We start from the raw sequence: 19,723 nt of genomic DNA, 5'->3' as shown, positions 1-19,723 counted from the left end.
GCTCGACCACCCTTTCAAGCGAGCATCACGCCACGAATGCAGAGCCGCCATTTTGCGCGATACCGCTGAGGTATTTGGCCGGCGGCTTCCCAAGCGCCTTCTTGAACATGATGATGAAAGCCGTAACGGAACCATAGCCGAGATCGCCCGAGACCTGCTGGACACTCTTGCCGGAAGCCAGTTCCCGAATTGCAACGATCAAGTGCAATTGCTGGCGCCAGCGCCCGAAACTCAGCCCCGTCTCCTTTGCCACAAGGCGGGCGAGGCTGCTCTCGCTGAGCGCGATGCGGTTGGCCCATTCCGCCAGTGTGCTGCGGTCGGCAGGATCTTGCGCCAACGCTTCGGCGATCCTGTTCAAGCGTGGCTCGGACGAGATCGGCAGGTGCAATTGCTGGACAGGCATGCGTGGCAATTCGGTGAGCAGCATCTTGGTCAAGAGTTCGCCCCTCGCCCCGTCACCCTCCACCCGATCGGAAAGCTCGATGATCAATTCGCGCAGCAGGGGCGAGATTGAAAACGTGCAGCACCGCTCCGGCAGATCGGCGGCTCCCGGCTCTATGTAGACGAAAAAAATCCGGGCGTTGGCGGTTGCGACATTGCTGTGCTCCATGCCGCCGGGGATCCACACCCCGCAATGCGGCGGCACCATCCATAGACCGCTTGGAACGCGGCATGTGACGCCACCGCCGAGTGCGAAGACGAGTTGGCCTTTGCGGTGCCGATGGGCGGGGACTTCCGCTCTGGTCTCGGGGAACGCGCACGACAATCGCCGGCGCGGCAGGGTCATCCACATCGAGATCGAGCCAGGGGTAGCTGAGGGGTTGTCTCATGGTTGACTGTTATTAGCGATTAAACGCCACGATAGCTAAATTCTTTAACAGCGAAAGTCGATAAGCTCCGGCTCGTACTCAGCTTGCCGTGCTTTCCACAGCAAGCTGGCACCGACAAGCCAGCAACAAGGTACGCCATGCTCGCCCTGGTCATCTCTCCCGAAAGCGCGACCGGGTTGAGGCTCGCCGACATCGCCGAGCCTCAACCGGCTTCGAACGAAGCGCTTGTCTCTGTCCACGCAACTTCGTTGAACCGGGGCGAACTGCGCCTGCTTGCCATACGCCCCGAGGGCTGGATACCCGGCCAGGACATCGCGGGGATTGTCGAACGAAGAGCAGCCGATGGTTCCGGGCCAGCCGTCGGCGCCCGGGTTGTTGCTTTGGTCGACGAGGCCGGTTGGGCCGAACGCATCGCAGTCCCAATCGACCGTCTCGCCGTCCTGCCGGATGACGTCAGTTTCGTTTCCGCAGCCACGCTTCCTGTCGCCGGTACGACGGCACTAAGGACTCTACGCCATGGCGGCGACCTCGCCGGCCAGCAGGTCTTGATCACCGGTGCAAGCGGAGCGGTCGGCCGTTTTCAGATCCAGATCGCCCGCGAGCAAGGCGCCTCGGTGACGGCAATCGCCGCGGCCCGGCACGCCGACGATCTCCGCGGTCTGGGAGCCGAGCAGGTTGTCGAAGCGATCGATCTGGCCGAGGGGCCGTTCTCGCTGGTCACCGAGTCGGTCGGCGGCCAAAGCCTCGCACGCGCGATCGAACGTATCGCACCTGGCGGGACCATCGTCATGTTCGGTTCGAGCAGCGGCGAGCTGACGCCCGTCGGATTCCGCCAGTTCGTTCCGGATCATGAAGGGGCAAGGCTTCAGACTTTTGCGTACTACACGTCTGGTCCAGGCATCGGCGAGGACATCGCCTCACTGCTCGCTCTGGTCGCAGCCGGCCGGCTCGAAACGCGCGTGGCCTTGACGGCGCCGTGGACAGACGTCGCTCAAGCGCTGGACGCACTGCGCCAGCGCAGCCTCAGCGGCAAGGCTGTTCTCACCATAACAGGATGAGCATCCTGTTTTGTCACACGTGCTGGCCGCCATTGATGTGGATTTCCGAGCCAGTCACATACGACGCCTGCTGCGAGCATAGGAAAAAGATGATGTCGGCGACTTCGGCCGTGGTGCCAAGGCGCCTGAGAGGAATGGTCTCGACGATCTTGTCCGTGCCCGGCGACAGGATCGCGGTATCGATTTCGCCCGGCGCAATCGCGTTGACGCGGATGCCGTGCGGACCGAAATCATGCGCCATCTCGCGCGTCAGCGAGCCGAGTGCCGCCTTCGATGTCGCGTAGGCCGTGCCTGCGAAAGGATGCACGCGGGTTCCGGCGATCGAGGTTACGTTGACGATCGAGCCCTTGGCCGCCGCCAGTTCCTTGAACAGCCCGCGCGCCAGCATGATCGGCGCGAAGAAATTGACCTGGAACACGTCGCGCCAGACATGCATCGGCGTGTCGATCGAATTCATGCGGCTGTTGCCGTCCTTGAGCTTCGGCGAAATGCCGGCATTGTTGACCAGCGCATGCAATTGGCCGCCATGCGCTTCCAGCCGGTGGCGAATTTCGGAGACGGCGATGCCGACATCCTCCTGATCGGCGAGATCGACCTTGATGTGGTCTTCCGGCCCGGCCGGCCACGGGCAGTCCTCGGCGAAAGCCTGCCTGGAGCAGGTGATGACGCGCCAGCCCTCGCGCGAAAAACGCTTGACGGTGGCGTGGCCGATGCCGCGGCTGGCGCCGGTCAGCACGATGGTCTTTCGGGTGTCGAGTTCAGTCATTTCAGGTCTCCAGCCGGCAGATGTAGCCGAACGCCGCCGAGGTGGCGAGAGGCCGAAATGTCACCATTCACCTCAAAGGAGGAACCGGGAAGCCGGCTCGCCGTTGGTCCTTGAATGCGGAAAGGGCGCGGGGTTCTGAATCAATCTATCAGGACAAAGCCATGACACAGACAGCACCCCTCGACATCGCCACCGCCTTCACCAAAGCGTGGACAGGACACGACCTCGAAAAGGCAGCATCCTATGTCGCCGACGACGTCGTTTTTGATGGGCCGATGCAACAGTCGACTGGCAAGGCCCCCTACCTCGAGGGCTTGACCAAACTTTCACAGGATGTGACCGGTGTGCGCATGATCGCGGCCTTCGGAGACGATCACCAGGCGCTGCTTATGTATGACTTGATGACAAAGTCGTCCGGCGCGCTTTCCTGCGCCAAGCACCTCACCATCAGCGACGGCAAGATTCACAGCGACAAACTGACCTTTGACAGCAAGAAGCTGGGCAGCGCCAAACCAAAGGCGAATTAGCGGGTCTACTCAGCCGCCAAGGAGGTCGAGGATCGAGGTCTGCCGCTTCTTGCGCGGACCGCCGACGTCGCCTGGCGGCACCGGGTGCTTGATCGACGCGGTGGCGCCGTCATCCTCCGGCATGGAAAGGCCATCGGCATCGACGGTTTGGGCGGGACGAGCCGCGCGGACCGGCGCTTGGGCAACCGGCGCTGCTGGCCGCGCTGGTGCCTGCTGGCCGACCGACGTGGACGGAACCGGCGCCGTGTTGTTCGCCGAGGGTATCTCGTCGGGGACGATTGTGTCGGCCGGCGTCGATTTCCAGGTGCCGGGCAGCGGCCGCACCGGCACACCCTCGTGGGCCGCAACCATGAACTCGTGCCAGGCCTGCGCCGGCAGTGCACCGCCGGTGACCTTCTTCATCGGGCTGCCATCATCATTGCCGAACCACACACCGGTGGTGAGGTTGGCGGTGTAGCCGACGAACCAGGCGTCGCGCGAATTCTGACTGGTGCCGGTCTTGCCGGCCGATGGCCAGGCGAAAGCCGCTTTCCGGGCAGTGCCGATCTCAACCGTGCCCGTCATCATCGAGTTCATCATGCCGACGATCTCAGGCTTGACGACGCGCGGCGCGCTGCCGCCGCCGCTGTCGTAAAGCACCTTGCCCTCGGTGGTCGTCACGCGCCGGATGAAATGGATGTCGGGCTTGTAGCCGCCATTGGCAAAGGGGACATAGGCCGACGTCAGCTCCAGCGGCGTCACTTCCGAAGTGCCGAGCGCGATCGAGGTGTTGGCTGTCAGGTCGGACTGGATGCCCATGCGGTGCGCCGCCTCGACAACGGCGTTCGGCCCAACCTCCATGGTCAGCTGCGCTGCCACCGAATTCAGAGACTTGGCCAGCGCGGTGGCCAGCGTCACCTTGCCGAAATACTTGCCGCCGTAATTGTCGGGCGTCCAGTTGCCGATCTTGATCGGCGCATCGTTGCGGATGCTGTCGGGCGTGCGGCCGGCTTCAAGAGCGGCCATATAAACGAACGGCTTGAATGCCGAGCCCGGCTGGCGACGTGCCTCCGAAGCACGGTCGAACTGGCTGGTCGAATAGTCGTAGCCGCCGACCATGGCGCGCACCGCACCGGAATCGTCGATCGACACCAGGGCGCCCTGGCTGACGTTGAGTTTCTTGCCGCTGTCGTCGATCAGCCTGCGGATCGATTGCTCGGCGAGCTTCTGCAGGTTCAGGTCGACGGTGCTGTCGATGACGATATCGCCGCGTACGTCGCCGATCAGGTCGGGCAGTTCCTCCATGATGGTATCGGCGACGTAATTCTCCGAGCCGGTCCAATAGGAAGGCGCACGCGTTGCCGGCGCGCTCATCGCCGAGGTCAGTTCCTTGGCGCTGATCTTGCCCTCGTCGCGCATGGCGGCAAGCACCAGCTGCGAGCGTTCCTCGGCGGCCTTCGGATCGCGTGCCGGGGACAGCCGCGACGGCGCCTTCAGCAGGCCGGCAAGCAATGCGGCTTCCGACAGGGTGACGTCGCGCGCACTCTTGCCGAAATAGCGGCGCGAGGCGGCTTCGACGCCATAGGCGCCAGAGCCGAAATAGACCCGGTTCAGGTACATTTCGAGGATCTGGTCCTTGGTGTGCTTGTGCTCCAGCCATAGCGCCAGCAGCACTTCCTGCACCTTGCGCTCCAGCGTGCGGTCGGGTGTCAGGAACAGGTTCTTGGCCAATTGCTGGGTCAACGTCGAGCCACCCTGCGAGAAATGCCCGCCAAGCACATTGGTGACCATGGCGCGGGAAAGCCCGATCGGGTCGATGCCGAAATGCGAGTAGAAGCGCCGATCTTCGATGGCGATGACGGCTTCCGGGATATAGGGCGACATTTCGTGCAGGCCGACGGCCTCGCCGCCGCTCATGCCTCGATTGGCGAGCAATTGGCCATCTGCCGAGACGATCTTGATGTTGGGGGCGCGGTCGGGAATCGACCAGGTCGTCGCCGCCGGCATCTTGGCGCCGTAGTAGATGACGATGCCGGCCACGGCGATGCCGCCCCAGATGGCGAGCACGAAGCACCAGTAGAATAGCCGGCCGAGCACGCCGAACAGGCCGCGCCGGCTTCTGCCGCGCTTGACCCGCGACGATTTCCCTTTGGCCGGCTTGCGTTTTGCGGAGGCTTTGCGATTGCTCGGCACGACGCGATCCTCCTCGTTCACCGAAAGACCCGCCGAGGACCGCGCCTGCGGCGGCCCCTCGAAACTGGGTTCGATGCGACTGTCTCTGCGGTTCGCCATGCGCTGTGCTTGATGTCCCCGATGCCTATGGCGTTCGGGTTGAAGAGTAGATGCGGCGATTTAAGGGCGGGTTAAGTCGTGTTCGAATGCCGTCCTTGGGGTTGGGCAGCCAAAAAGGCCAGCGTCTGCTCTTTGCAGGTTACTGACGCCACGCTGTTCGCTGTCTCGTTCAGATGGGCTCGAACTTCACATCCGGCTGGTCGGGACCGCCGGCTTGCCGCAACAGCGCGACAATGTGTTCGCCCCTGTCAACCGGCTGTCGCCTCCAGTTCGAGGCGTTCGTGACGTGCAGCCAGCCATCGACCATCATGAAAAAATCCTCGGATTGATCATGTCCGGCGCCGAAGCGAAGCGATTTGTTTTCAGCGAATCGAATCAGCGCCGGATCGATCGACCTGTAGAGCACAGGCCAGTTGCCGCCGCCGGAATCCATATGAAACTTGTAGCTCGGGGCGAAATCCAGTCGTCGCCGCAACAGGCTTCCGTCGAAAAAACAGAAGCCGGGCCACAGGAACCAGCCGCCTGGCGTCGGCGTATCGCGCCGCACGCTGCCGTAGAGGCTTTTGCCCTCCATCCGGGCGCGGATCGAAAACGGTTCAGTCGGAAAGATGTCATGATCGATGAAGCCGAACAGCTTCGGCCCGAACCTGGGCAAGAAATTCCGCACGATCCAGTTGAGCGCTTGACCGTGCGATCTGCTGACGACCAGTCTGTTCTTCGGCAATGCGACATAAGGGACATGCTGGCGACGGCAGAGATCGCGGATTGCTTCCCTTGCCTCGCCCTTGTTGCTGTTGTCGAAAACGATGTAGCTTTCGTGCTCGGCCAGGTATCGGCGTACCAGGTGGATCTGCCATTCGATCATTTCGGGCCGGTTGAAGGCCACGGTGGCGACGACCGCATCGCGGAATACCTGCTCTTGCCCCTGCAATTCGCTGACCGGCGCGGATGTCCTCAGAAAGCGAAACACCCGCCAACGATAGCGCAGCAGCGCCTCGCGCCTTGGCGGCCGGTTCAGCCTCTCCCACTCCGCCACGGTGATTCCAGGCTGATCGACGTCTTCCGGGGCGTCAGAAGCAACCATGTCGCGCCCCCGCATGGCTTAGTTCTGCTGGATCGAAATGCCCTTGTCGTCGATCTTGAGCTCGACGCCCTTGGGTTTGGTCTGCTCGCGATAGACATAGATGCCGAGCGCGATGACCACGACGACGAGCGCGCCGATGACGAGATAGAGCGTATTCTGTTTCATGGCGCGCTCTTTGCGTTGTCGAGCCTCAGGCTCGTTTCAGAACCTTGACCAGCACCAGCAGGATGATGGCGCCGATCGTGGCATGGATGATCGCGGCGAGAGTGCCGCCGCCGATGGAAAAGCCGATCCGCGGAAACAGCCAGCCGGCGATGAACGCACCGACGATGCCCACGATGATGTTGCCGATCAGGCCGAAGCCGAAGCCGGAAACGATGAGACCGGCGAGCCAGCCGGCGATGGCACCGATGATGATGAAGACGAGCAGGCTTTCGACACCCATAGCGATTTCCTCCGAGCAAGAGGGCGACCGCGGACCGGAAAGCCCGAATCGGCCTCGACATCAACAGCTTAGGCTATTCGAAAGCAGCCGGCCTCACCAGCGGCGCGCTTATTGATCGTCGTCGTCGCTTGCGGCAGGGCGCCAGCTGGTCGGCTCGACCTTCTTTTGCGTGTGACTGTCGATATAGACCCACCAGCCGTCGTCGCGATATTGCGCGATGGATTCGTTGATGACGCCGTCGCTGTCCTTCCAGGTCACGGAGACCTTGAAGCCGTCTGTCGGCGCGGTCGCAATCGGCTTTCTGTCCGCCATGTCATTATCCCCAATTGCACCGACAAACTGAGCCGACAGAACGCGACGGCCTGTATCGGGTTCCAAACGGTCACCGGCCCGCGGAGCGCGCCAACGGCCCTCAGCTATGGGCGAAGATATCCTCTTCGTCCCAGCCCATCAGGTCAAGCTTGGCACGCGTCGGCAGGAAGCGGAAGCAGGCATCGGCCTCCTTGGTCCGCCCATCGCGCGCCAGCCGTCCGGCCAGTACATCGCGCAACCGGTGCAGATAGAGCACGTCGGAAGCCGCATATTCGAGCTGTTCGGGCGACAGCGTCTCGGCCGCCCAGTCCGACGATTGCTGCGCCTTGGACAGCCCGACGCCGAGAAGCTCGAAGCAGATGTCCTTGAGCCCGTGGCGGTCGGTATAGGTGCGGGTCAGCCGCGAGGCGATCTTGGTGCAGAACACCGGCTCCGGCATGACGCCGAACGCATTGTAGAGAACGGCAAGATCGAAGCGGCCGTAGTGGAACAGCTTGGTTACGCCGCGGTTCCTCAGCAGGCTGACGAGGTTCGGCGCCTTCTTCTGGCCGGGCGCGATCTGGATGACGTCGGCGCTGCCGTCGCCAGGCGAAATCTGCACCACGCACAGCCGGTCGCGATGCGGATTGAGCCCGAGCGTTTCGGTGTCGATGGCCACTGCCCCGACATTGTAGTGCGAGAGGTCGGGCAGGTCGTTTTTATGGAAACGGATATCGGCCATTATCTTCTCCGGTCGAGCCCTATAGTGTCCCCTGACCCGCAGGGGATGCTGCAGCGCTTTATCTTGTGGCCCGTCCTCGCCGCGATCGGCTGAAAAATCAACAGGAAAACAGGGGGTGCCGCTGCTCAGCGCGTCAAGGCATCGAGAATCCGCGCCCAGGAGCGCTGGCCCTTGTGGAAGGAGCTGAGCTCGTATTTCTCGTTGGGCGAGTGGATGCGGTCGTCGTCGAGGCCGAACCCGACCAGCAGCGATTCCATGCCGAGATAGGTCTGGAAATCGCCGACAACCGGAATGGAGCCGCCGCTGCCCGTCGTAACCGCCGGCTTCGGCCATTCGTCGGACAGCGCATTCTTGGCCTTGGCCAGGAAGGGCGAGTCGTAGGAAAGCTGGATTGCCGGCGAGCCGCCATGCGGATGGAATTCGACGGAACAGTCGGCCGGAATGCGCTCCTTGACGAACTTCTGGAACGCGGCCCGGATTTTTTTCGGGTCCTGCTTGTGGACGAGGCGAAACGAGACCTTCGCCGAGGCTTCGGCCGCGATCACCGTCTTGAAGCCCTTGCCGGTATAGCCGCCGATGATGCCGTTGAACTCGGCCGTCGGCCGCGCCCAGGTCAATTCCAGCACGGAGCGGCCCTTTTCGCCCGACGGGATCGACAGGCCGACCGGTCCCAGGAACGTCTCGGCAGTCTCGCCGAGCGTCTCCCATGATTTCAGGATCTGCGACGGCGTTTCCTCGACGCCATCATAGAAGCCGGGAATGGTGATGTGGCCGTCCTTGTCGTGGATATCGGCCAGCACCCTGGCCAGGATGCGGATCGGGTTGGCGGCGGCACCACCATAGAGGCCCGAATGCAGGTCGCGGTCGGCGGCCTTCACCGTGATCTCCTCACCCACCAGCCCGCGCAATCCGACGCAGATCGACGGCGTGTCGCGATCCCACATGCCGGTATCGCAGACCAGCGCGAAATCGGCCTTGAGTTCGCCGGCATTGGCCTCGAGGAACGGCTTCAGCGAAGGCGAACCGGATTCCTCCTCGCCCTCGAACAGGATGGTGATGCGGCAAGGCAGATTGCCATGCACCTGTTTCCAGGCGCGGCAAGCCTCGACGAAGGTCATCAACTGGCCCTTGTCGTCGGCCGACCCCCGACCGACGATCACCTTGTGGTCCGGCCCGACCTCCTTGACAGCAGGCGCGAACGGATCGCTTTCCCACAATTCGATCGGGTCGACCGGCTGAACGTCATAATGGCCGTAAAACAGCACATGCGGCGAACCGGCCGGGCCGTCATGGTGCGCAACCACCATCGGGTGGCCGGGCGTGTCGCGAACGCTGGCGTCGAAGCCGATCAGCTCGAGTTCGGCCACCAGCCATTCCGCCGCCTTGCGGCAGTCGGCGGCATAGGCTGGATCGGTGGAGATGGACTTGATCCTGAGCAAGCCGAACAGGCGCTCGAGGCTCTGGTCGAGATTCTTGTCGAGACGGTCGAGGACGGGGGAAACTGCGGACATATGTGAAGCCTTTCGATTCAGAACCGGAACCGTAAAGGCATGACGGGAAAACGAAAAGCCCGCGATCATTGGACCACGGGCTGCAAACGTCTCTGCGAGGCAAAAAAAGACCGCCGTGGTGGAGGGGGAACCACGGCGGCCTTCTACTCGAAACGATGCGGCAGCCCGGAGAGGGGGGATAGGCTGCCGCAGGTGTCCGGGATAGGCGGGGGACGGGCCTTGCTCCGGACTCGGCGAAAACTGCCGATGACGTGTATTTGGGTCTCTGAACGTGGCGATTCAAGGGCACGAAAATTACAGTTTTGTAACATGGCCGTGAGCAGGGTGACGGCGATCTGTCAGGGTGTTGCCGGAACCGATAGTCGAGGCTGCCTTTGGCATGGACCAAGCCGCCGCGCCGCGCTATCCCTGCCGGCATGAAAAAAGGCGATCATCTCTTCCTTGTCGACGGCTCCGGCTACATCTTCCGTGCCTATCACGCGCTGCCGCCGCTGACCCGCAAATCCGACGGCCTGCCGGTCGGCGCCGTTTCCGGCTTCTGCAACATGCTGTGGAAGCTGATGCTCGACGCCCGCAATACCGATGTAGGCATCGTGCCGACGCATTTCGCCGTCATTTTCGACTATTCGTCAAAAACCTTCCGCAACGAGCTCTACCCCGAATACAAGGCCAACCGCTCGGCACCGCCGGAAGATTTGATCCCGCAATTCGGCCTGATCCGCCAGGCGACCAGGGCGTTCAACCTGCCCTGCGTCGAGATCGAAGGCTACGAGGCTGACGATCTGATCGCCACCTATGCGAGGCTCGCCTGCGAAGCCGGCGGCGATACCACCATCATCTCCTCCGATAAGGATTTGATGCAACTGGTTGGCGATACGGTCGCCATGTACGACCCGATGAAGGACCGCCAGATCGGCATTCCGGAGGTCATCGAGAAATGGGGCGTGCCGCCGGAGAAGATGGTCGACCTGCAGGCGCTGACCGGCGATTCGGTCGACAATGTGCCTGGTGTGCCCGGCATCGGGCCGAAGACGGCGGCGCAACTGCTCGAACAGTTCGGTGACCTAGACACGCTGCTGGCCCGGGCCGGCGAGATCAAACAGGACAAGCGCCGGGAATCGATCATCGCCAACGCCGACAAGGCGCGCATTTCTCGTCAGCTGGTGACGCTGATGAACGACGTACCGGTGACCGAGGGTCTGGAGGATTTCGTCCTGCACGCGCCCGACGGCCCGAAGCTGATCGGTTTCCTCAAGACCATGGAATTCACCTCGCTGACCCGCCGTGTCGCGGAAGCGACCAGCACCGAGGCCGGCGACGTCCAGGCCGTCGCGGTCACCGTCGAACGCGCCGATCATGCTCATGGCCCGGATGTTGGGGCCGGGTTGCCGCCGGTTGCCCGGAACGCGCCTGGCACTGAACCGGACGAAGCCGGCGGGACGGCGGAGACGTCAAAACAAGGCGATACCCCCTCCCTGCTCGCGGCACTAAGGCTGGAGCGCGCGGCCACCGGCAAGATCGACATTTCAGCCTATCACTGCATCCGCGATATCTCGACCCTGAAAGCCTGGGTCGCCGAGGCACGGGAGGCTGGCATCGCCGCCTTCGACGTCAGGGCGACATCCGCCGATCCGATGCAGGCGGAACTGATCGGCATGGCCATCGCCACGGCTCCCGGACGCGCCGCCTACATTCCCTTCGCCCACATGAGCGGCAATGGCGACCTGCTCGGTGGTGGCGCGCTCGAAAACCAGATTCCGCTGCGCGAGGCGCTGACGGTGCTGAAACCGCTGCTCGAAGACAGATCGGTTCTCAAGATCGCGCAGAACCTGAAATACGATCTTGTCATCATGAGCCGCTACGGCATCGATGTCGCACCGTTCGACGACACCATGCTGATCTCCTACGTGCTCGATGCCGGTACGCCCCATGGTCACGGCATGGATGCGCTTGCCGAAAAGTGGCTCGGTCATACTCCTCTTCAGCTCAAGGACGTGACCGGCTCGGGCAAAAGCTCGGTCGGTTTCGATCAGGTCGACATCGACAAGGCGACGGCTCATGCCGCCGAAGACGCCGATGTCACGCTGCGGCTCTGGCTGGTGCTGAAACCGCGGCTTGCCGCCAAGGGCCTGGTGTCTGTCTATGAGCGGCTGGAGCGGCCGCTGGTGCCGGTGCTGGCGCGCATGGAACAGCGCGGCATCTCGGTCGACAGGCAGATCCTGTCGCGGCTCTCCGGCGAATTGGCGCAGGGCGCCGCTCGCCTCGAAGAGGAAATCTACCAGCTCATCGGCGAACGCATCAACATCGGTTCGCCAAAGCAGCTCGGCGACATCCTGTTCGGGCGCATGGGCCTGCCCGGCGGTTCCAAGACCAAGACCGGCCAGTGGTCGACGTCGGCGCAGCTTCTCGAAGATCTCGCCGCCGAAGGTCACGAACTGCCGCGCAAGATCGTCGACTGGCGCCAGCTGACCAAGCTGAAATCGACCTATACCGATGCGCTGCCCGGCTTCATCCATCCCGACACCAAGCGCGTCCACACCTCCTACGCATTGGCCGCGACGACGACGGGCCGGCTGTCATCCTCCGATCCGAACCTGCAGAACATCCCGGTGCGCACCGCCGAGGGCCGCAAGATCAGGACCGCCTTCATCACCGACAAGAGCCATCGGCTGGTCTCGGCCGACTACAGCCAGATCGAATTGCGGGTGCTCGCCCATGTCGCCGAAATCCCGCAACTGCGGCAGGCTTTCGCCGACGGCGCCGACATCCACGCCATCACCGCGTCGGAGATGTTCAACGTGCCGGTCGAAGGCATGCCGTCGGAGGTTCGCCGCCGCGCCAAGGCGATCAATTTCGGCATCATCTACGGCATTTCGGCCTTCGGTCTCGCCAACCAGCTGTCGATCCCGCGCGAGGAGGCCGGCAACTACATCAAGAAATATTTCGAGCGCTTCCCCGGCATCCGCGATTACATCGAGGAGACCAAGGCCTATGCCCGCGAGCACGGCTTTGTCGAAACGATCTTCGGCCGCCGCATCCATTACCCCGACATAAGATCGTCCAACCCCTCGCTCCGCGCCTTCAACGAACGCGCCTCGATCAATGCCCGCCTGCAAGGCACCGCCGCCGACATCATCCGCCGTGCCATGATCCGCATGGAGGAGGCGCTGGAAAAAGCAGGCCTTTCGGCACGCATGCTGCTGCAGGTGCATGACGAACTGATCTTCGAGACCGTCGAGGCGGAAGTCGAGGCGACGATCCCGGTCGTGCGTCATGTCATGGAAAACGCGGCGATGCCGGCGGTCTCGATGTCGGTGCCGCTGCATGTCGACGCGCGAGCCGCCAACAACTGGGACGAGGCGCATTAGCACCAACGCAAGGTGTGTTGAGATTCAGATCAGGCCGAGCCGAAAATGGTGGATTCCGAGAACCGGAGCGGAGCGTACTTTTCGTACGTGAGCACCGGAAGCGGCAGGAAGCCGCCATTTGCAGGCCGGCATCATCTGAATCTCAACTCACCTCAAGCCGCCTCAGCCAAACACTTGGCACATGTCCCGCGAAACTCGATCACCGCCTTCTTGGCGGCGAAGCCGGTGGAGCGCACCCATTCGTCCAAGCTGTGGCCGACATCGTGGTCGGACATCTCGGTGACCTGCCCGCATGTGTCGCAAATGGCGAAGGCAGTCATCGAATGGCTGTGGTCATGCGGCTCGGCGCAGGCGACGAAGGAATTGATGCTTTCAAGCCGATGCACGAAACCTGACTTCACCAGCGTGTCGAGCGCGCGATAGACCTGAAGCGGTGCGCGAAAACCGCGCTCGCGCAATTGGTCGAGCAAGGTGTAGGCACTGAGCGGTCCGCTGGCGGTCTCGAGTTTCTCGAGCACGCACAGCTGGTTTTTCGTCAGCACATCCCTTGCCGCCATGATCCTGTTTCCAACTCGCCTTGCGTCGCTTGCGCCGCGCACAAACGATCCATGTCCCACCCAGATAGCGACGAACAGGCATTTTTGCTACTGTTTCCAGCATTCTGCCCGCAAGGCGGCCGAGAACATCGATCGGAGCGGGGCAACAGGCAGGTTGCCCGCCGTTTTTCGCTTTGCCGGCTTATCGAGCGGACCTATTTCCTCGGCGGGCCTTTGCGCTCGGCAGAAGCCGCCCACAGATTGATGTCGGATTCGCGCGCGTAGGTGTCGATCTCGGCGAGTTCGGCATCGCTGAAGTCGAGCGCCTTGAGCGCGCCGACGCAGTCCTCGACCTGCTCCGGCCGGCTGGCGCCGATCAGTGCCGAGGTCACCCTCCCCTTGCGCAGCACCCAGGCCAGCGCCATCTGCGCCAGCGTCTGTCCGCGCCTGCCGGCGATGGCGTCGAGCGCCTTGATGTTGGCGATGGTCTTGTCGTTGATGAAGGCTGTCTTCAGCGACTTGCCCTGCGACGCACGGCTGCCGTCCGGAATGCCGCCGAGATACTTGTCCGTCAGCATGCCTTGCGCCAGCGGCGAGAACACGATGGAGCCGACGCCGAGCCCTTCGAGCGTGTCGAGCAAGCCGTCTTCCTCCACCCAGCGGTTCAGCATCGAATAGCTCGGCTGGTGGATGACGCAAGGCGTGCCAAGCTGCTTCAAGATATCGGCCGCCTCGCGCGTGCGCTGCGAATTGTAGGACGAGATGCCGGCATAGAGCGCCTTGCCCGAGCGCACGGCATGGTCGAGCGCACCCATCGTTTCTTCCAGCGGCGTGTCGGGATCGAAACGGTGCGAATAGAAGATATCGACATAGTCGAGCCCCATCCGCTTGAGGCTCTGGTCGAGGCTGGCCAGAATGTATTTGCGCCCACCCCATTCGCCGTAGGGCCCGGCCCACATCTGGTAGCCGGCCTTGGTCGAGATGATCAGTTCGTCGCGGTAGGCAGCGAAGTCGGTGCGCAGGATCTCACCGAAGGCGGTTTCGGCAGAACCGGGCGGCGGACCGTAATTGTTGGCGAGGTCGAAATGCGTGATGCCGAGGTCGAAGGCCTTGCGCGCGATCGCCTGCTTGGTCTTGTGCGGCGTGTCGTTGCCGAAATTGTGCCACAGGCCCAGCGAGATCGCCGGCAGCTTCAGGCCGGAGCGGCCACAGCGGTTGTAGACCATTTTCTCGTAACGGTTTTCGGCGGGCGTGTAGGGCATCGGAAAATCCTCGAATGGAAACGAGCCGGTCGGCTGCATCGTCACAACGCGGCGAGTTGGCTCTGCCCCCACCCTTACCCTCTCTCCGTCGAAACGGGGAGAGGGTTGAGGTGTGCTGCCCTATTTCTTCTTCGCCAAAAGCTCCTTGGCTTCCTTGACGCCAAGTGCGGCCGGCCGTTCGCAGGTGGTCTGCATGGCGACGAACTTGCCGGTTTCGCCGGAACGCAGCAGGCCGGTCATCACGTCGACGGCGTGCAGCGCCAGCTCCATCGAACAGCGGTGCGGCCGACCTTCCGCGATCGCCACCGCCATATCGGCAAGGCCTGACGTGCGGTAGTTGGCCATCATGCCTTGCGAATGCATCTCGTTGGGCACGCCGAACGGATGCGGCCAGTTCGGCAGCTTCTTGACCGGTTTGGCCGCGACGGTGAAGCGAACGTCACCACCGAAGAAGTTCGGGTCCGGCACAAACACCGTACCCGCCTCGCCATAAAGCTCCATCGGCGCGTGGCCGTGGGCCCAGACGTCCCAGCTGGTGTTGAGCGTGATAACGGCGCCGTTCTCGAACTCCAGCAGCCCGTGGATGGTTGTCGGCGTGTTGACCGGTATCTTTTCACCCGCGCGCGGCTTTGAACTGATCGTGCGCTCCTTGGCCGGCGTCGTCGCGAAGGCCGCGACCTGCTTCACCGGCCCGATCAGCTGGATCAGATTGGTGATGTAATATGGTCCGATGTCGAGCACCGGCCCCGCGCCTGGCTGGAAGAAGAAATCCGGATTGGGGTGCCAGTGCTCCATGCCGTGGCCCATGACATGGCAGGTACCGCTCGTGACCTTGCCAAGCTTGCCGGTGTCGATCAGGTTGCGTATCAGCTGGTGCGCGCCGCCGAGGAAAGTGTCTGGCGCCGAGCCGATGCGCAGACCCTTTTTCTCCGCCCGCTTCTTAAGGTCGAGCCCTTCTTTGACCGACAGCACGAACGGCTTTTCCGAATAGACGTGCTTGCCGGCGTCGAGGATCTGCTTTGACACCTCATAGTGCACCGCCGGGATGGTCAGGTTGACGATGATGTCGATGTCGTCGGCCTTGAGCAGGTCTTCGACGGTTTCGGCGCGCAGCTTGAACTCCTTCGCCCGCGCCTTGGCCGCCTCCATGTTGATGTCGGCGCAGGCACGCATTTCAATGCCGCGAAACAGCGGCGCCAGCGAAAAATACGCCTTCGAGATGTTGCCGCAGCCGATCACGCCGATGCCAAGTTTCTTTGCCATGCTGATTGCTCCTAATAGGTTTTGGCGGCTGCGATGGAGCGGCGGGCGAAACGCTCGATGTCGTTGGGGTTGTCCTGTTCCATGACGTAGTATTGGGCAGCACTCCTGGCACGCAACACCTTAATCAGGCCGGCCCAGTCGATGGTGCCATGGCCGACATCCGACCAGCCATCCTCATCCAGCCCCTCGCCGGGCTTGGCCATGTCCTTGACGTGGACGGCGCTGATGCGCTTGCCGTGTTTCTCGATCCACGGCAGCGGATCATCGCCGCCGCGCACCACCCAGGCAACGTCCATCTCCCAGCTGACATCGGGCGCGGATGACAGGATGTGGTCCTGCGGCACCGATCCGTCGGCAAGTTTCTTGAACTCGAAATCATGATTGTGCCAGGCAAAGCCGTAGCCGGCCTTTTTCGCGGCGTCACCGACCTTGGCCAGGCGTTCGCCGAAACCACGCCAGCCGGCCACGTCGGATGGCCGCTGGTCGGGCATCAGGAAAGGACAGATGAGCAGCGTGATACCGAGTGCGTCGGCGGTTTTGCGCACGCCGTCAAAATCGTTCTCGAGCGCATCGATCGAGAAATGTCCAGTCGGCATGGCAAGCCCGTTCTTGTCGAGCTCGGCGCGGAATGCCTTGGGATCATCATAGACGCCGCCGAAACCTTCGACCTGGGCGTAGCCGAGCTTGCCGAGCATGGCGAGCACACCGTCCCAGGGTTGGAAATTGCGGGCGCTGTAAAGTTGGAATGACCAATTCATCGTCTCTGTCCGTTTTGCTTGGGGATCGTCGTTGGAAGGTTGGTTCTCGGAAGCTAGATGCGTGTGCCGGTTGCGGTGTCGAAAAGCGAGGCGCGCATCGGATCGAAGCCAAGCGTCACCGCCTCGTCGTTCTTGGGCGTGCGTTCCGAGGTCACTCGGACGCTGAAATTCTGCTGGGCAAGCTTCAGCCAGACCAGCGTGTCGGAGCCCATGGGTTCGACCACCTCGACATTGGCGGCTATCGAGAACGGCCAGCCGGTGCCGCTGTTCAGGCTGACATGCTCGGGCCTGATACCGAATGTGACGGGGCCGGGAGCCGGAGGCTTGGCAAAGTCGTAAGTGCCGAGCGGGATCTTGATATCCCCGGCCGCGAACCGCCAGCCGCCGTCGGCGTCTTCCAGGTGGCCATCGACGAAGTTCATTGCGGGCGAACCGAGAAAGCCGGCGACGAAACGGTTGACCGGACGGTTGTAGATGGTCTGCGGCGCATCGAGCTGCTGGATGACGCCGCCCTTCATCACCGCGATGCGGTCGGCCAGCGTCATCGCCTCGATCTGGTCGTGGGTGACGTAGATCATGGTGTTCTGCAGCTTGCGATGCAGCAGCTTGATCTCGACGCGCAGTTCGGCGCGCAGCTTGGCATCGAGATTGGACAGCGGCTCGTCGAACAGGAACACGTCGACATCGCGCACCAGCGCCCGTCCGATGGCGACGCGCTGGCGCTGGCCGCCGGAAAGTGCGGCCGGCTTACGCTGCAGCAGCGGTTCGATCTGCAGGATTTCAGCCGCCCGCGTGATCCGCTTGGCGATCTCTTCTTTTGGCGTGCCGGCGACACGCAGCCCGAACGAAAGGTTCTTCTCCACCGTCATTTGCGGATAGAGCGCATAGGACTGGAACACCATGCCGATGCCGCGGTCCTTGGGCTCTTCCCAGGTGACGTTCTTGCCCTTGATGAAGATGCGGCCTTCGGAAACGTCGAGCAGGCCGGCAATGCAATTGAGCAAGGTCGACTTGCCGCAGCCGGACGGCCCGAGCAGCACGATGAACTCGCCATCGGCGACATCCAGATTGAGCGTCTCCAGGACGGTCACCGCGCCGAAATTCAGCGACAGGTCCTGGATCGAAACGCTGGTATCGTTGGCTGCCGTCATCGCCATCACCCCTTCACCGCGCCGGCGGCGATGCCACGTACGAAAAGCTTGCCGGAGATGAAGTAGACGATGAGCGGCACAAGCCCGGTCAGGATGGTTGCGGCCATATTGACGTTGTACTCCTTCACGCCTTGCACCGAATTGACGATGTTGTTGAGCTGCACCGTCATCGGATAAGTGTCGGGGCGGGTGTAGACGACGCCGAACAGGAAGTCGTTCCAGATGCCGGTCACCTGCAGGATGATGGCGACAACGAAGATCGGCAGCGACATCGGCAGCATGATGCGCAGGAAGATGCCCCAGAAGCCGGCACCGTCGACACGTGCCGCCCGGAACAGCTCCTCCGGCATCGAGGAGAAATAATTGCGGAACAGCAGCGTCAGGATCGGCATGCCGAAAATGGAATGGACGATCACCAGCCCGCTGAGGCTGCCATAGAGGCCGATCTCGCGCAGGATGATGACGATCGGATAGATCATCACCTGGTAGGGAATGAAGGCGCCGACGATCAGGATGATGAAGAACGTATCGGCGCCCTTGAAGCGCCAATTGGCCAGTGCATAACCGTTCACCGAGGCGATGGCGATCGACAGCAGCACTGACGGCACGGTGATGCGCACCGAATTCCAGAAGCCGCGCGAAAGTCCGTCGCAGTTAAGGCCGGTGCAGGCAGTCGACCACGCCTTGACCCACGGTTCGAAAGTGATCTCGAGCGGCGGTGAGAAGATGTTGCCGAGCCGGATCTCCGGCATGCCCTTGAGCGAGGTGACGACCATGACGTAGAGCGGCAAGAGGTAGTAGACCGCCATGACGAACAATGTGCCGTATAGGAAGACGTTGCGCGCGAAATCACGCGGCGCGGCTTCGGGCCGTAGGGATCGGTGATGCCCTGGCGCGCGCCGGCGGCGGTGCTCGCTTGAGCGGTGATGTCTGCCATGCTCATTTGCGCCGCCCGAACTCGAGATAGGCCCAGGGCACGATGACGATCACCACCGAGAGCAGCATCATGGTCGAGGCAGCAAAGCCCTGGCCGAGGTTCTGGGCGAAGAACATATAGTCGTAGACGTATTTGGCCGGCACTTCGGAGGCGATGCCCGGGCCGCCGCTGGTCTGGGCCACGACGAGGTCATAGACCTTGACGATGCCGGCAGCGATGATGACGAGCGTGGTGATGAAGACCGGCCGCATCATCGGGATGACGATGAACAGATAGGTCTTCCACATCGGGATCCCATCCACCCGCGCCGCCTTCCAGATGTCCTCGTCAATGCCGCGCAGGCCAGCCAGCATCAGGCACATGATGAGCCCTGTGCCTTGCCACAGCGCCGCGATCGATATGCCGTAGATGACGATGCTGGAATTGTAGAGCGGGTCGAAGCTGAAGCTCGTCCAGCCTAAGTCACGGACCACATGCTGGATGCCGAAATCCGGATTGAGCAGCCACTGCCAGACCAGGCCGGTGACGATGAAGGAGAGCGCGAAAGGATAGAGGAAGATGGTGCGCAACGTGTCCTCGAAGCGGATCTTCTGATCGAGCAGTGCTGCAAGCAGGAAGCCGATGACCAGCGAGAACACCAGCGAGATCGCGCCGTAGATCAGCAGGTTTTCGATCGAGATCAGCCAGCGCGGCGTCGCCCACAGCCGGTAGTACTGGTCGAGCCCGACGAAATTCAGCCGCGGCAGAAGCTTCGAATTGGTGAAGGAATAGAGCACCGTCCAAACGGTGCCGCCGACGAAAACCACCATGGCGGTGAGGATCATCGGGATCGAGGCGACCTTCGCATTGAGGTTGCGGAACAGAAGGTTGGGGCGTTCGCTCTTGCTCATCTCGTCAGCCGGCTGGGTAAGGGCGGTGCATTC

Annotated in this window: 17 protein-coding genes and 2 pseudogenes; 3 read left to right on the top strand and 16 right to left on the bottom strand. The window is 62.5% G+C overall.

What is annotated here, in order from left to right:
- Window positions 1-25: 25 nt before the first annotated feature.
- Window positions 26-830, bottom strand: a pseudogene (locus tag LB559_RS25360) (AraC family transcriptional regulator).
- Between the two features lie 137 nt (window positions 831-967).
- Here LB559_RS25360 and LB559_RS25355 point away from each other — a divergent pair.
- On the top strand, window positions 968-1,888 hold the full coding sequence (locus LB559_RS25355; RefSeq protein WP_224621315.1) for a zinc-binding dehydrogenase: 921 nt from the start codon (window positions 968-970) through the stop codon (window positions 1,886-1,888).
- 13 nt (window positions 1,889-1,901) lie between these two features.
- Here LB559_RS25355 and LB559_RS25350 read toward each other — a convergent pair whose 3' ends face one another.
- Window positions 1,902-2,654: an SDR family NAD(P)-dependent oxidoreductase gene (locus LB559_RS25350; RefSeq protein WP_013529556.1), complete on the bottom strand. Its 753-nt coding sequence runs from the start codon at window positions 2,652-2,654 to the stop codon at window positions 1,902-1,904.
- Between the two features lie 161 nt (window positions 2,655-2,815).
- On the opposite strand from LB559_RS25350, the gene LB559_RS25345 reads away from it, so the two are divergent.
- Complete coding sequence (locus tag LB559_RS25345) at window positions 2,816-3,181, top strand: nuclear transport factor 2 family protein (RefSeq protein ID WP_224675244.1); 366 nt, start codon at window positions 2,816-2,818, stop codon at window positions 3,179-3,181.
- Between the two features lie 9 nt (window positions 3,182-3,190).
- On the opposite strand, the gene LB559_RS25340 is transcribed toward LB559_RS25345, so the two are convergent.
- The 7 genes from LB559_RS25340 to LB559_RS25310 form a co-directional block, all read right to left on the bottom strand.
- Window positions 3,191-5,452, bottom strand: a complete 2,262-nt coding sequence (locus LB559_RS25340) for a transglycosylase domain-containing protein (protein WP_224675243.1) — start codon at window positions 5,450-5,452, stop codon at window positions 3,191-3,193.
- A 169-nt stretch (window positions 5,453-5,621) separates the two neighbouring features.
- The gene (locus tag LB559_RS25335; protein WP_224675242.1) at window positions 5,622-6,536 is read right to left on the bottom strand and encodes a hypothetical protein; all 915 of its coding nucleotides are present in this window, start codon (window positions 6,534-6,536) and stop codon (window positions 5,622-5,624) included.
- A gap of 18 nt (window positions 6,537-6,554) precedes the next feature.
- Window positions 6,555-6,701 carry a hypothetical protein gene (locus LB559_RS25330; protein WP_013529552.1) on the bottom strand — a complete coding sequence of 49 codons (147 nt, stop codon included), beginning with the start codon at window positions 6,699-6,701 and terminating at the stop codon, window positions 6,555-6,557.
- A 25-nt stretch (window positions 6,702-6,726) separates the two neighbouring features.
- Window positions 6,727-6,981, bottom strand: coding sequence for a GlsB/YeaQ/YmgE family stress response membrane protein (locus tag LB559_RS25325; RefSeq protein ID WP_013529551.1), 255 nt, complete (start codon window positions 6,979-6,981; stop codon window positions 6,727-6,729).
- A 108-nt stretch (window positions 6,982-7,089) separates the two neighbouring features.
- Window positions 7,090-7,293 carry a hypothetical protein gene (locus LB559_RS25320; protein ID WP_224675241.1) on the bottom strand — a complete coding sequence of 68 codons (204 nt, stop codon included), beginning with the start codon at window positions 7,291-7,293 and terminating at the stop codon, window positions 7,090-7,092.
- A gap of 100 nt (window positions 7,294-7,393) precedes the next feature.
- On the bottom strand, window positions 7,394-8,014 hold the full coding sequence (locus tag LB559_RS25315) for a ribonuclease D (protein WP_013529549.1): 621 nt from the start codon (window positions 8,012-8,014) through the stop codon (window positions 7,394-7,396).
- A gap of 125 nt (window positions 8,015-8,139) precedes the next feature.
- Window positions 8,140-9,525, bottom strand: coding sequence for a M20/M25/M40 family metallo-hydrolase (locus LB559_RS25310; RefSeq protein WP_013529548.1), 1,386 nt, complete (start codon window positions 9,523-9,525; stop codon window positions 8,140-8,142).
- A 416-nt stretch (window positions 9,526-9,941) separates the two neighbouring features.
- Here LB559_RS25310 and polA point away from each other — a divergent pair, with 416 nt between their 5' ends.
- Window positions 9,942-12,893 carry a DNA polymerase I gene (gene polA / locus LB559_RS25305; RefSeq protein WP_224675315.1) on the top strand — a complete coding sequence of 984 codons (2,952 nt, stop codon included), beginning with the start codon at window positions 9,942-9,944 and terminating at the stop codon, window positions 12,891-12,893.
- Window positions 12,894-13,045: 152 nt separating this feature from the next.
- On the opposite strand, the gene LB559_RS25300 is transcribed toward polA, so the two are convergent.
- From LB559_RS25300 to LB559_RS25270, 7 genes and pseudogenes are all read right to left on the bottom strand, one after another.
- Window positions 13,046-13,450 carry a Fur family transcriptional regulator gene (locus tag LB559_RS25300; RefSeq protein ID WP_013529546.1) on the bottom strand — a complete coding sequence of 135 codons (405 nt, stop codon included), beginning with the start codon at window positions 13,448-13,450 and terminating at the stop codon, window positions 13,046-13,048.
- A gap of 194 nt (window positions 13,451-13,644) precedes the next feature.
- Window positions 13,645-14,691, bottom strand: coding sequence for an L-glyceraldehyde 3-phosphate reductase (gene mgrA, locus LB559_RS25295; RefSeq protein ID WP_013529545.1), 1,047 nt, complete (start codon window positions 14,689-14,691; stop codon window positions 13,645-13,647).
- Between the two features lie 120 nt (window positions 14,692-14,811).
- Window positions 14,812-15,954: a Gfo/Idh/MocA family protein gene (locus tag LB559_RS25290; protein WP_224675240.1), complete on the bottom strand. Its 1,143-nt coding sequence runs from the start codon at window positions 15,952-15,954 to the stop codon at window positions 14,812-14,814.
- An 11-nt stretch (window positions 15,955-15,965) separates the two neighbouring features.
- Complete coding sequence (locus LB559_RS25285) at window positions 15,966-16,712, bottom strand: sugar phosphate isomerase/epimerase family protein (protein WP_064995552.1); 747 nt, start codon at window positions 16,710-16,712, stop codon at window positions 15,966-15,968.
- A gap of 53 nt (window positions 16,713-16,765) precedes the next feature.
- Window positions 16,766-17,863 (bottom strand): ABC transporter ATP-binding protein, encoded by a 1,098-nt coding sequence (locus tag LB559_RS25280; protein WP_224675239.1) that lies wholly within the window; start codon window positions 17,861-17,863, stop codon window positions 16,766-16,768.
- Window positions 17,864-17,868: 5 nt separating this feature from the next.
- A pseudogene (locus tag LB559_RS25275) lies at window positions 17,869-18,800 on the bottom strand (carbohydrate ABC transporter permease).
- 2 nt (window positions 18,801-18,802) lie between these two features.
- Complete coding sequence (locus LB559_RS25270) at window positions 18,803-19,690, bottom strand: carbohydrate ABC transporter permease (RefSeq protein WP_024504415.1); 888 nt, start codon at window positions 19,688-19,690, stop codon at window positions 18,803-18,805.
- Window positions 19,691-19,723 lie beyond the last annotated feature (33 nt).

Source organism: Mesorhizobium sp. BR1-1-3, from assembly GCF_020165455.1.
GTDB classification, from domain to species: Bacteria; Pseudomonadota; Alphaproteobacteria; order Rhizobiales; family Rhizobiaceae; genus Mesorhizobium; species Mesorhizobium ciceri.
This window is presented reverse-complemented; position numbering and strand designations above follow the sequence as displayed.

Bases quoted from the DNA above. Each gene is read 5' to 3' on its own strand.
- LB559_RS25355 (WP_224621315.1), top strand. From the start codon at position 968: ATGCTCGCCCTGGTCATCTCTCCCGAAAGCGCGACCGGGTTGAGGCTC.
- LB559_RS25350 (WP_013529556.1), bottom strand. From the start codon at position 2,654: ATGACTGAACTCGACACCCGAAAGACCATCGTGCTGACCGGCGCCAGC.
- LB559_RS25345 (WP_224675244.1), top strand. From the start codon at position 2,816: ATGACACAGACAGCACCCCTCGACATCGCCACCGCCTTCACCAAAGCG.
- LB559_RS25340 (WP_224675243.1), bottom strand. From the start codon at position 5,452: ATGGCGAACCGCAGAGACAGTCGCATCGAACCCAGTTTCGAGGGGCCG.
- LB559_RS25335 (WP_224675242.1), bottom strand. From the start codon at position 6,536: ATGGTTGCTTCTGACGCCCCGGAAGACGTCGATCAGCCTGGAATCACC.
- LB559_RS25330 (WP_013529552.1), bottom strand. From the start codon at position 6,701: ATGAAACAGAATACGCTCTATCTCGTCATCGGCGCGCTCGTCGTCGTG.
- LB559_RS25325 (WP_013529551.1), bottom strand. From the start codon at position 6,981: ATGGGTGTCGAAAGCCTGCTCGTCTTCATCATCATCGGTGCCATCGCC.
- LB559_RS25320 (WP_224675241.1), bottom strand. From the start codon at position 7,293: ATGGCGGACAGAAAGCCGATTGCGACCGCGCCGACAGACGGCTTCAAG.
- LB559_RS25315 (WP_013529549.1), bottom strand. From the start codon at position 8,014: ATGGCCGATATCCGTTTCCATAAAAACGACCTGCCCGACCTCTCGCAC.
- LB559_RS25310 (WP_013529548.1), bottom strand. From the start codon at position 9,525: ATGTCCGCAGTTTCCCCCGTCCTCGACCGTCTCGACAAGAATCTCGAC.
- polA (WP_224675315.1), top strand. From the start codon at position 9,942: ATGAAAAAAGGCGATCATCTCTTCCTTGTCGACGGCTCCGGCTACATC.
- LB559_RS25300 (WP_013529546.1), bottom strand. From the start codon at position 13,450: ATGGCGGCAAGGGATGTGCTGACGAAAAACCAGCTGTGCGTGCTCGAG.
- mgrA (WP_013529545.1), bottom strand. From the start codon at position 14,691: ATGCCCTACACGCCCGCCGAAAACCGTTACGAGAAAATGGTCTACAAC.
- LB559_RS25290 (WP_224675240.1), bottom strand. From the start codon at position 15,954: ATGGCAAAGAAACTTGGCATCGGCGTGATCGGCTGCGGCAACATCTCG.
- LB559_RS25285 (WP_064995552.1), bottom strand. From the start codon at position 16,712: ATGAATTGGTCATTCCAACTTTACAGCGCCCGCAATTTCCAACCCTGG.
- LB559_RS25280 (WP_224675239.1), bottom strand. From the start codon at position 17,863: ATGACGGCAGCCAACGATACCAGCGTTTCGATCCAGGACCTGTCGCTG.
- LB559_RS25270 (WP_024504415.1), bottom strand. From the start codon at position 19,690: ATGAGCAAGAGCGAACGCCCCAACCTTCTGTTCCGCAACCTCAATGCG.